The 11,618-nt window shown below is 33.7% G+C and carries 13 protein-coding genes and 1 pseudogene; 9 read left to right on the top strand and 5 right to left on the bottom strand.

Annotation, left to right across the window (positions count from 1 at the left end; translation table 11 throughout):
• A pseudogene (locus F6K27_RS30515) lies at positions 1–212 on the bottom strand (hypothetical protein); the annotation flags it as partial.
• Positions 213–303: 91 nt separating this feature from the next.
• Here F6K27_RS30515 and F6K27_RS30510 point away from each other — a divergent pair.
• On the top strand, positions 304–465 hold the full coding sequence (locus F6K27_RS30510) for a hypothetical protein (RefSeq protein ID WP_287277062.1): 162 nt from the start codon (positions 304–306) through the stop codon (positions 463–465).
• A gap of 195 nt (positions 466–660) precedes the next feature.
• Positions 661–1,677 (top strand): hypothetical protein, encoded by a 1,017-nt coding sequence (locus F6K27_RS30505; protein ID WP_287277064.1) that lies wholly within the window; start codon positions 661–663, stop codon positions 1,675–1,677.
• A 266-nt stretch (positions 1,678–1,943) separates the two neighbouring features.
• On the opposite strand, the gene F6K27_RS30500 is transcribed toward F6K27_RS30505, so the two are convergent.
• The 3 genes from F6K27_RS30500 to F6K27_RS30490 all read right to left on the bottom strand — a co-directional run bounded on the left by F6K27_RS30500 (position 1,944) and on the right by F6K27_RS30490 (position 4,303).
• Positions 1,944–3,146 (bottom strand): argininosuccinate synthase, encoded by a 1,203-nt coding sequence (locus F6K27_RS30500; protein ID WP_287277065.1) that lies wholly within the window; start codon positions 3,144–3,146, stop codon positions 1,944–1,946.
• 370 nt (positions 3,147–3,516) lie between these two features.
• Positions 3,517–4,056: a YHYH domain-containing protein gene (locus F6K27_RS30495; RefSeq protein WP_287277067.1), complete on the bottom strand. Its 540-nt coding sequence runs from the start codon at positions 4,054–4,056 to the stop codon at positions 3,517–3,519.
• Between the two features lie 106 nt (positions 4,057–4,162).
• Positions 4,163–4,303, bottom strand: a complete 141-nt coding sequence (locus F6K27_RS30490; protein WP_287277068.1) for a hypothetical protein — start codon at positions 4,301–4,303, stop codon at positions 4,163–4,165.
• 1 nt (position 4,304) lies between these two features.
• Here F6K27_RS30490 and F6K27_RS30485 point away from each other — a divergent pair, with 1 nt between their 5' ends.
• The 4 genes from F6K27_RS30485 (at position 4,305) to F6K27_RS30470 (ending at position 6,673) form a co-directional block, all read left to right on the top strand.
• Complete coding sequence (locus F6K27_RS30485) at positions 4,305–5,231, top strand: glycosyltransferase family 2 protein (protein ID WP_287277070.1); 927 nt, start codon at positions 4,305–4,307, stop codon at positions 5,229–5,231.
• A gap of 162 nt (positions 5,232–5,393) precedes the next feature.
• Complete coding sequence (locus tag F6K27_RS30480) at positions 5,394–5,615, top strand: hypothetical protein (RefSeq protein ID WP_287277071.1); 222 nt, start codon at positions 5,394–5,396, stop codon at positions 5,613–5,615.
• A 51-nt stretch (positions 5,616–5,666) separates the two neighbouring features.
• Positions 5,667–5,987 (top strand): co-chaperone YbbN, encoded by a 321-nt coding sequence (locus F6K27_RS30475; RefSeq protein WP_287277072.1) that lies wholly within the window; start codon positions 5,667–5,669, stop codon positions 5,985–5,987.
• Positions 5,988–6,532: 545 nt separating this feature from the next.
• Positions 6,533–6,673: a hypothetical protein gene (locus tag F6K27_RS30470; protein WP_287277073.1), complete on the top strand. Its 141-nt coding sequence runs from the start codon at positions 6,533–6,535 to the stop codon at positions 6,671–6,673.
• Between the two features lie 366 nt (positions 6,674–7,039).
• Here F6K27_RS30470 and F6K27_RS30465 read toward each other — a convergent pair whose 3' ends face one another.
• Positions 7,040–7,849, bottom strand: a complete 810-nt coding sequence (locus tag F6K27_RS30465) for a trans-aconitate 2-methyltransferase (protein ID WP_287277074.1) — start codon at positions 7,847–7,849, stop codon at positions 7,040–7,042.
• Between the two features lie 415 nt (positions 7,850–8,264).
• Between F6K27_RS30465 and speE the strand changes: the two genes are divergently transcribed.
• From speE to F6K27_RS30450, 3 genes are all read left to right on the top strand, one after another.
• Positions 8,265–9,209, top strand: coding sequence for a polyamine aminopropyltransferase (gene speE / locus F6K27_RS30460; protein ID WP_287277076.1), 945 nt, complete (start codon positions 8,265–8,267; stop codon positions 9,207–9,209).
• Between the two features lie 48 nt (positions 9,210–9,257).
• Positions 9,258–9,425 (top strand): YqaE/Pmp3 family membrane protein, encoded by a 168-nt coding sequence (locus tag F6K27_RS30455; protein ID WP_124146069.1) that lies wholly within the window; start codon positions 9,258–9,260, stop codon positions 9,423–9,425.
• Positions 9,426–10,356: 931 nt separating this feature from the next.
• Positions 10,357–11,433: a branched-chain amino acid aminotransferase gene (locus F6K27_RS30450; RefSeq protein ID WP_287277078.1), complete on the top strand. Its 1,077-nt coding sequence runs from the start codon at positions 10,357–10,359 to the stop codon at positions 11,431–11,433.
• The last annotated feature ends 185 nt before the right edge of the window (positions 11,434–11,618 follow it).

The following is an 11,618-nucleotide window of genomic DNA, read 5'->3' as shown; positions in this document are numbered from 1 at the left end:
TGAGAATAAAACAAAAATTGGTCGCTTAATACAGTTGCTTGCTGACCTTTTAAATATTGTTTAATTACTTCTAGGGATGTCAGAATAGCATACAAATGGTCGTAGGTTTCAGCCAAAGGTTCTCCGTCTTCAGTAGGGTAAAATATTTCGATTTCGTCTTTTTCTGCTATAGGTGGATTAGCTACGATTGTTTTACTTTCTGATATTATCATTATTTTATTTGATAATTAAGGTGCTTGGTTTCATTTCCTTTTTTTCCTAACTATTATATTATATAATTATTAGGCTAAGATAACTAAAAGAATGAAAATTTTATTCTCTTGGAGACTTCCCCTGTCTGAAGCTTATTTTGCAGAATTATGGGAAAAAGCAACTTTTGTATTTGATACAAATTTTTTATTAGATTTCTATCGGGTATTGAGTTCTACATCAGAAGATTATTTCCGAATGTATCAATTTCAGTAAATGGAAAAAGTTTTAGCATTTCATTCTGTTAATTTTCAGGTAATTCTCTAATCAGTTATCAGTTGACGAATATCAGTTTATTTTGGGTTTATCCTACAGATAAGTTGTGTTAACCGTACTTCAACCCTATGCCCCAAAATTGAAAAATGCGATACTCTACATTTGTAATATTTAATATTCATTCCCTATAAATGTATGAAAAACTCCGAAAATTTTGAGCTTTCAAATATGCCTACTCAACCTAATGCTTCCCAACCACTTGTCAATCTTGATGAGTTTAAAGCATGGTATTACCTTATGAATGCAAAACCTGATACTGAACTTCGTTTACTTGGAAAAGGAAAAGTTTTAGAATTAGGAGATATTAGAAGCATTAATGAGAGAGTAGTAGATAAACTCCAAAACCATGACATAATTGCAAACAGTACATCCATTAATTTTATCCTATCCAATGGAAAAATTAAAGATTATTATAACTGGTCTGAATTTGAAAGAGAAAACTGGGATACTATCAATGAAGTTGTTCATTCACTAAGTATAACTTGGGATGTTTTTCTCAAGCTACCACAATATCAAAATCCTCAAAGACATTCGCTGAAGTTAAGAATAGGAATTGCAATTCCACCAAAAGATATACTTCAACTAATGTTGACAAGTGACAATATGCTAGAAATAATTGAAGCTCAAGCAAATGGTGTTTGTAAAGTTGATTTTGTAAATGATATAATCGCTACAGAACTACTCAACATAGTTAGCAATTGGCATGACGGTTTGAAAGATGCTCCTGAATATAAACCTGTTCAAAAATTTTTAAGAAATTCAGGAAGAGATTTAAGTAGGATTATTTATTATAGTATACCTATTTTAATGTTGATACTCATTAATGCTTATTCTCATTATCTATATCCAGTTATAGGAATAAGTGATACTTTATCAATTAGCAATCTTCAAACAATTTCCATCCTTTTTGTAGCTGTTTTTATGATAGGATTATTCTTAGGAAAAAGTATTGAACGTTCTATAGACCGAAGCATTGCTGATTTTGAGGATTACCCAAAGTTTCTGATAACGCGAGGAGATAAAAATTATATTAATATAATTGAACAACTGAATAAATCATTGACTCAGGATATAATTATTAGAATAACTTGGCTATTTATAGTATTTTTATTTAATTTTTTGTGTAATTTTTTAATATCAAGCTTTTTCTAAGAGCTGATTTGTAAACTTCGCCAAAAGTCTTATATTACCTAGCTTTTAGCAATTAAAAATTTAATTGACAAAAATTCTGTAAGCTAGTTATAGTAAGTAATTCAGCGCCTTAAGATTTACTTTATAAATCAGCTCTAAACTGTATGTAGTTATTTGCCTCAAAAAAATTTGTTTAAGAGACAAAAAACCTATATTAATTAGCTACTTCCTGTAGAGACTAATATTTCATCCCTACAGGAACAACTAATTAAAAAATCCCCAATTTATTAACCTCTAAGTTTCTCAGACCAAACACGAGTAGGCAAACCCCAAACATAAATAAACCCTTCCGCCGCTTTATGGTCAAACTCATCCTCAGCACCATAAGTCGCCAAATCAAAACTATATAAAGAATTGCCAGACTGACGACCGACAACCATAGCATTACCCTTAAACAACTTCACTCGCACAACACCAGTCACCCTTTCCTGAGTCTGCTGAATAAAAGCATCCAACGCACCCTTCAACGGACTAAACCACAAACCGTTATAAACCAACTGACTGTAAGTTTCCTCAATACCACGCTTATAACGAGTCACATCAGCAGTCAAAGTTAAACTTTCCAAGTCACGATGCGCTTGAATAAGAACCCACATTGCCGGAGATTCATAAATTTCTCGTGATTTAATTCCCACAAGACGGTTTTCAATCATGTCAATACGACCAACACCATGACCTCCCGCTATCTGATTAAGTTGAGTAATTAACTCAATACCACCCATTCCTTCACCATTGAGACTAACAGGAATACCTCCCTCAAAACCAATTTCAACATATTCCGGTTCATTCGGAGTATCAGCGATCGCCTTCGTCATATTATAAACTTCCTCCGGCGCCTCCACCCAAGGATCTTCCAACTCCCCTGCTTCGATCGCCATCCCCAATAAATTTTTATCAATACTATAAGGAGAAGACTTTTTCACTGGAGCAGGAATTCCATACTTTTCTCCATAAGCAATAGTCTCCTCCCGACTCATTCCCCACTCCCGCGCTGGTGCCAGAATCTTGATTTTCGGGTTAAGTGCAGCAATAGCAACATCAAACCTTACTTGATCATTACCCTTTCCAGTACAACCATGGGCGATCGCATCAGCACCATATTTTTCTGCTGCGTCTACTAATATTTTAGCAATTAAAGGTCTAGCTAATGCTGTAGCTAAAGGATAGCGATTTTCATATAGAGCATTTGCTTGAATAGCAGGAAAAGCATATTCTTGAATCAAAGGTTCGATCACATCTATAACCAAAGATTCTACCGCACCCGAATCTAATGCTTTTTTGCGGACTCCTTCTAACTCATCTCCCTGTCCTAGATCTGCAGCGAGAGTAATTACTTCCTTGACACCCCACTCATTTTTTAAGTAGGGAATGCAAACGGAGGTATCCACTCCACCAGAATAAGCTAATACAACTTTAGTGGCACGACTCATAGATTTTTCTCTAGAATTAACAACTGGGTTTTTATTATGGGACTAAGCCTGTAAAATTATTGTTAGGCTAAGTACAGATTTTAGAGTGTATCTTAAATTGTGGGAGAAATTAAAAGTGGGCTATAGAATTAGCTTTTGGAAATGAGTGGATGTGGAGTGCTTTTTCCAGTTATTAAAGTTAATATCTAATATTCAACTATACTATTGCAGAAGAATTATAAACTTTTATTCTAGGGGTTTAGTTGCTAAACCACTACTTCTAAGTCTTGCCTTTTATATCAAGATTGAAAATTAATTTTTTGTAAATATTTTGTAAATATACTATATGGATAAAAATGAGGGATCCCTAGAGATGCTAGGGAGCAATGGCTTATTGTACAGAAATAATCAACTGACTAACATTCTTAATCGCTTTCATTGCATAACTATCATTAGAGCGGAAGTTTAATGCTCTTTTGAAATTTATCAAAGCTGTCTGATAGTCTTTGTTTTGTGTTGATCTATAACCAATTTTCATACATTGCTCGTAGTCAAAGCAAGAACCATTTATCCGATAAACATGAGGCTGTAATATATTAAAATTAGTGAATGCTTGGAGGTCATTAGATTTAAAATTTAATGCTTTTTCATAGTAAAGATAAGCTCTTAAAAGATCGCCTGTTTCCCAAGAAGAATATCCTAAACTATTACAAAGCTGATTAGTTGAGCAGAGAATAACTACGTTTCCAGTATCGCCTAAAGTTCTTAACCCTGTGCTGTTGCCAGAATTTCCAGAAGTCCCATAACTTCCCGATCCTCCTGATGAAGTTCCTCCATGACAGTGATATCTTCCTGTTGATCGGTTTGTGTGGCATCCACTGCTATCGGTTCGGCCTGGATGAGCGATAGCAATACAAGGAGTTAATAGCACTACCACCACCCCCCAAAAAAAGTATCTTTTGAAAAATATTTTTCATTGTTTCAAATACAGTTTGAAGAGTACTTTTCAAGTATAAAACTATTTTTTGTCTATTGAATTATTCTGACTTTTCTGGTGTTAACGATCGCCCTGTAGAATCATCATACCTGAATTCAGCAATGCCCTTTTTCACCCAGAGTATCACACCTAAAACCCATAATGTATTAGCTACTACCCAATTATCCCACTCAGGAGACAAAATGTTTTTCAGTGTAGTTATTCCCACTTATAATCGCAAACCGATTTTAGAAAAGTGTCTTCGCGCTCTGGAAAATCAGGATTATGACCGCCCAATTATAGATTATGAAGTAATAGTTGTCGATGATGGCTCAACGGATGACACTGTCCCCTGGTTAGAAACAGAGGCCAAAGAATTTCCCCATGTCCAACTATTTTCTCAGTCCCACCAAGGGCCAGCAGCAGCTCGGAATTTTGGTGTTGAACAGGCCAAAGGAAATTTTATTATTTTTATTGATAGTGACCTGGTGGTGACAGATTCTTTTCTACAGTCACACGCAAATAGTTTAGTTAGTGCAGAAGGGAAAAATGTATTTACTTATGGCAGAGTTATTAATACTTGTAATTTTGATTTTCCCACTTCAGAACCTTATAAGTTGACTGATTTTTCGGCAGCTTTTTTTGCTACAGGAAATGTAGCGATCGCTCGTCGTTGGTTAATTGAAGCGGGGTTATTTGATACTCGTTTTGAACAGTATGGTTGGGAAGATTTGGAGTTAGGAGTTAGGTTAAAAAAATTGGGTTTGAAATTGATTAAGTGTCCTGATGCTGTTGGTTATCATTGGCATTCACCTTTTTCTTTGGAGCAATTACCGGGAATGATTGAACGAGAGATTCAAAGGGGAAAAATGGGAGTTTTGTTTTATCAAAAACATCCTACTTGGGAAGTTAAAATGATGATTCAAATGACTTGGCTACACAAATTATTATGGGGAGTTTTATCATTAGGTGGGAGATTAAATGAAAAGACAATGGCTGTTTTTTTGCAATGTTTAATTGACCGAGGTAAGTCACAGTTGGCTTTAGAAATTTCTCGGATATTTTTAAATTGGTATAATGTACAAGCTGTTTATGCTGCTGATATAAATATTGAAGAGCAGAATAGTTAACTAGGGATTATTGAAAAACTAAAATTAGAGGCTGTTTGTAAACAAAAGATTATGTAGGTTGTGTGACGGTACCCTTACCATTTTTAGCTGAAACGGTCAACTTAGTAGTTTAACATTTATTTGAAAAACATTGAGCATACATAGTTAACTTCAGTAGAAATCATGATTGAACCTGATTTTCCTCATATTGTGTTGGCCTTTAACTACAAGGGTTGGAAGGTTGAAATTGACCAAGGTGAAATGGACGGATCTGCTACTTATGCGGCTTGGGCCAACTATAAGTTAGGTTGTGTTGTGGCAGTACCTTATGCTTCTTCTCGACAAGAGGTAGTTAGGCGTGCCAAGCAATGGATTGATGCTCGAGATAATCAGAAAATAACTTAGAGTGAAGAATTGCTATATGATAGATGATCATAAATCATATCAGGCATTCTGATGAGTACAGCAACTTACATAAATGACACTGAATTTGATGCACTTTTAACGTCTGAAACAATCTTTGTCGTAGATTGTACAGCGTCATGGTGTGGTCCATGTAAAAAAATTAGTCCTTTAATTGACCAGTTAGCTGAAGAATATCAAAGTTGCGCTAAAGTAGTAAAACTTGATATTTCTCAAAACAAGGAAACTGCTAATAAATTTAGTATTCGTAGTATTCCAGCAGTGATGTTTTTTAAAGATGGCGAACTTATAGAAAATATAGTTGGTGTTTCTTCTTATGAAATTTTCAAAGCAGCACTTGATAAGTTACTTTAAGTTTTATAGAAGATAGAAGTAGGTAGATGTTAAAAATAATCGTTTTTTTTGAGTATTTATAGCAACTTAATTTATTGATATATTTTTCTAGAGATTAACTGGATAATTCCACATCTCAAAAATTTTGCTAAATCTTCTTAAGTACCTGTGCAAAATTAATTTAACAATTAATTTAAAATTTATCAGGAGGGAGTAGGCAGTAGGGAGTAGGCAGTAGGCAGCAGGGCAAAAAAATATACTTTTGTGCTTGAGCAGTGAGTCTAAAAATCATTTTTCCTAGGTATTACCCGGCATTGAACAGTGATAAATGATTTTAGATTTTTGATTGAATTGGATTTTGGATTTGAGAATTGTTATCATGATTAATATTAGGCTTTTTTCAGTCAAATTCTAAACTAATTTTTTGCAATATCATTCCATAATGTGCAACTCCTATTACCCAATCATCTTATCCAATCATCAAATATAAAATTAATTTTGCTTTACTAGTTAAATAAAGGGTTTTGGCTATTTTTTCCCCCAAAAAAAATTTTTTTATTTACATCATGTCTGTTGGTATTGTTTATGTAAAAACTTGGGAAATATCTACTTTTTTTTCTTTCCAATCTTTTTCCTTCTTCCTTAATTGCGAGCAAGATGCTCCCACTATTGATAATACTGATGCTGCCGGACTTGATATTAGCTAAAACTGAGAAATCTACTTACAGAAAGGAAATTAAAAAACTATGCATAGAGAAAATTTTGGCAATCTAATTTTTACCATGCCTCTACCTTAACTTTATTTTTTCCTTTTTCTTTATAGTGGAAATAGTTATCAGGTAATATCATGTTCGGATGAAAGCGTTATCAATATAAGTCTCTATGTATAGCAGTTCCATTAAACCTCTCCTCCCTGTCACCTTTTGCCTATCAATTATAACTATTCAACCGAACATGATTAAAGTATTGATATTTGAGAAATGGTATAGGTGAAATGAAATATAAATTAGTAACACATATAAATTATTGTCTAAAATAACAATAACTTAAATAATCAGTAATTTAGTCATTATTTATTCTAAATTACCTTCCTTAAAAGCCATAATCCTAATTCGCTTATAATCAGCCGTCCATTTACCCTTTTTATATAAATGAGGACGCAATCTATTTTCAATATCATCAATAATAATACTTTGCTTTTTTTCAGGAATTCCTTCAAAGAAACAAGTTGCAAACATCTTCAGCCAATTACGCAAACCATTTTCTCCATCCTCAAGTTTAGTTTTTCTTTCTAATAAAGTAGCAAAAGTCAACACAAACCCTTGTGATTCTAAGAGAGTAGCATATTCTCCAATACTAGGAAAATACCAAGGATTAAGTTGTTTATTACTACTATAACCAGCAGCATCTAAGGCTTCATAAATACTTTTAACAATTGTTTTAATATTACCTTTACCACCAAATTCACTAACGAAACGACCTCCAGGTTTCAGGACGCGCCAAATATTACGGATAACTTTTTTCTGTTCTTTAATCCAATGAAGTACTGCATTAGAAAACACCGCATCAAATGTTTCTTTTAAGCCTATATTAACTCCATCTCCTACTAAAAATTTAATATCTGGATAACAATGATGTGCTTGTTCAATCATGGTCGGAGCATTATCAATTCCTACCACTTTTGCCCCTTTTGTAGTGATTTTATAGGTCAGATGACCTGTACCACAACCAAGGTCAAGAATTTTTTCTCCACTCTGAGGACTGAGCAATTCTAATAAATCTATTGCCAAATTAGAAACAAAAGAATGTTTACTTTCATACAGTTCTGCATTCCACTCATTGAAAGATCTATTTGGGAAGTTGTTAGTTGTATTCTTTTCCATAGCACTATGAAGAGTAACTTATTCAATAGATTATACTTGTAATGCAACCTAATAACCGCTCAAGTCAAAAGTTAAAAGTGTGGAACCCTGTGTCACTAGTCAAGGGATGTGGAGGTTTTCTCTTCATATCAAATTAACGAATAGAGAGGACGATCGACAAGATAGTCAAAAGTAAGACTTAACAGATTAATTTAGATAGTTTTAATTAGGAAAAGTTGTTTTTGCTCTTGAAGCGATTGAGTAAAATTACTCTAATTATCGAGATAAAATTTAGATGATTTAAATACAATAATACCTGTAAAACTTCAGATTTGTATTCAGTATAGTTGGAATCTAAAACCATTTTGTGCTAAGAAATATATCCTGTCCCAATATTGAGTATTGAGACAAAGTATCTCATTAAGGAATATAGCTTATGGCAGGTAGTGAAGTTGGTGCAGATTTATGGGTTAGCGAGTATATCACACCTTGGGATATTTATGTTCATGGCATTACCGAGGTACTTACCTACAAAAAAACTGCCTATCAGGATATGTACATTATAGATACAGGTATTTATGGTAAAGCACTGGTTCTTGATGGTAAATGGCAATCTTCTACAGGAGACGAATTTTTGTACCATGAACCCCTGGTACATCCTGCCATGATTTTTCATGGATCTCCTAGTAAAGTTCTTGTTCTTGGTGGTGGTGAAGGAGCAACTATTCGAGAGGTCTTACGTTGGCAAACAGTAGAAAAAGTGGCCATGATTGATATTGATGGAGAAGTGGTTGAAGCTTGTCGTCAATATTTGCCTGAGATGCACGCTAATTCTTTTGATGACCCTCGCCTCAAATTGGTCATTGGTGATGCTTTAGAATTTTTGGAGACTTCTGGTGAAATTTGGGATGTAGTTATCTCTGACCTTTCTGACCCTATTGAAGAGGGACCTTCATTTCAGTTGTTTACAAAGGAATACTTTGAAAAGATTCTACAGGTGCTTACCCCTGGAGGGTTTTTTGTTGTGCAAGCTGGCCCTGTTTCCCTAGGAGAAATGAAACTTCATACTCGAATTGTGAATACAATGAAAGAAGTTTTTCCTTATGTCCAATCTTATAGTAGTTATGTTCCTACTTATGGACAACCTTGGGGTTTTGTAATGGGTTCGAGAGAAATGATTAATAGTCGTCCTGACCCAGAAACAGTTAATCAACTTCTGAGAGAAAAAACTACTGGTGGGTTTCGGATGTTGGATGGGACTACCTTATTGGGGATGTTACAAGTACCTAAACATTTGCGGGAAGCGATCGCTACTGAGACTGAGGTATATACTTTAGCAAAACCTCCCAAATTTTTCGGTAAAGGTTCTACTAACAGTTGAAGCTATAACTAAGACAACAATAGTTTAAAAATTACAAGAGTAACTAAAATGACTATACTACGAATTCTAGCTGCTATATTCTTACCGCCTTTAGGTGTTTTTTTGACTGTTGGTTTAGGCGGTGCTTTTTGGATTAATCTTCTCCTAACTATTTTTGGTTTTTATATTGGTGGCATTGTTCATGCTATTTGGGTTATTGCCAAGCATGATAATTAAGCTAGGCAATTAAAATAGAGGTGGGTTTGGTCTGGTTTTTGATAAATTTTTAACTCAAAATAATCACAAATCCATCTCTATTCATAGGAGTAACTTTTGATTGTTAATTATTCAATAACTGGCAACTGCTAAATTATCACAAAGACTTAAACATCTGTGAGAAATGATTACCACTAAAATAGATGTTTATAATTTTTTACAAAAACTTGAACATTTTTCAGTCAAAGTCATACTAAAATTATCTGACCAATCAACAATAATTTCATCATCATTATGAGAGGTAAAATACTTGCAGTTTCTATTCAGAAAGGTAATGGAATAATCTTTGGTGATGATGGTAAAAGATATAGGTTTCTGCTGAGAGGCAACATTTTTACCCTTGGCTAATTAATAAGACTTGATATCAGATAACTGATGATAGAAAGTCTGCAAAAAAAAACTTGGATAAATATATGCTATACCAATTATTAATAATACTTTATTTGAGAGTTGTTTAATACTATTGTATTTTTCCTAAACTTCCTAATACTTAATACTTCATACGAACAAATTTTATTAAAAGGAGAAGTCTAAAGTTTTCTCTAAACTGAGTTGTGATGGAATTAGGTGAAGCCATCTCTCTCTATCATTTTTCTCCTTTGTTAATTGATTTTGATTTATGATGATATTTGTCACAATCTTTTTTGGTAAATGGTACTACATATATCTGACAAAGAATAAAAATGTATTAAATAAAATTGCATTAATCAACCATCCTTTTTAAGTCGGGAGTCAGGAGTAAAGACTTTTCACTTTTCCCACAACTTTTTGAGGTCTTTGCTTTTTACCATCTTCTACAAAAGTGACTTATTTTTGATTATATGTATTTAATTGGGCATGATATTATAAATAAACAATATAAAGTAGCATTTTTACTAAAAGTCAGACAATAATGCAAATAGTTAATTCTCATAACTCTCAAATATCTATAGAAAAAACTAGTCACTCTCGGATTAAAGAACAGGATATCAATAATAGTCCCTTTGGCAAAGTATTTAGCGATCATATGTTAGTTGCTGACTACAGGGATGGTAATTGGCAAGAGGTAAAAATTGTTCCTTATGGCCATATTTCAATGGCTCCTTCTCTGTCAGCCCTCCATTATGGCCAGACCGTTTTTGAAGGTTTAAAAGCTTATAGAAGTCCCACAGGAAAACCTTTACTATTTCGCCCACAAGCTAATTATCAACGGATAAACGCATCAGCTTTTCGATTATGTATGCCACCTATTCCTGAAGATATTTTTCTGGATGGTTTAAAGGAATTAATTAGGCTAGATTCTGACTGGATTCCTACTCAGTTGGGTAGTGTATTATATATTCGACCTATTTATTTTGCTACAGATGAATCTGTTGGTCTTAAACCAGCAAATAGTTATAAATTTATGATTATTTCTTGCCCTGTAGGTGCTTATTATTCAGAACCAGTTAAGTTAATTGTTACAGATAAATATATACGAGCTGCTGAAGGTGGAACAGGTGCGGCTAAATGTGCTGGTAATTATGGTGGTAGTTTATTAGCAGATAGAGAGGCTAAACAACAAGGTTATGATAATGTTTTATGGTTGGATGGGAAGGAAAAAAAATATATTGAAGAATGTGGCACAATGAATGTGGCTTTTGTCATTAATGATGTTGTGATTACTCCTAAGTTGACTGGTACTATATTAGCTGGAATTACTAGAGATAGTGTATTAACTTTATTTAGAGATATGGGTGTTAAAGTCGAGGAAAGATTAATTTCTATTGATGAAGTGGCAAAAGCTTATGAAGATGGTAATCTTTCTGAAGCATTTGGTATGGGAACTGCTGCTACAATTGCTCATATTTCTACTATTAATTATCAAGGCAAAGATATGATTTTACCTCCTATTTTTGAACGAAAATATGCTCCTCAAGTATTACAAAAATTAGAAGATATTAAAACAGCTAAAGTGACTGACCCTTACGGTTGGGTTGATCCACTGTAAACTATAGGTTAATATAATTGGTCTTGGGATGAGATTAAAACTAAACATTATTAGTTGATTTACCTAAATGGAGCAAGAAGGCCCACACCATAACCCTAGTTTGGTGTTGGGATGAATTGCGACCAACAAAAAAAATCATGCAGATCGCCAAAAGTTCTGCTATATAATGGTAAAGTTAAAGCATG

The sequence above is a fragment of the Okeania sp. SIO2F5 genome, assembly GCF_010692685.1.
GTDB classification, from domain to species: domain Bacteria; phylum Cyanobacteriota; class Cyanobacteriia; order Cyanobacteriales; family Microcoleaceae; genus Okeania; species Okeania hirsuta.
The sequence above is the reverse complement of the archived record's forward strand: the minus strand, read 5'-3'. Positions and strand labels throughout refer to the sequence as shown.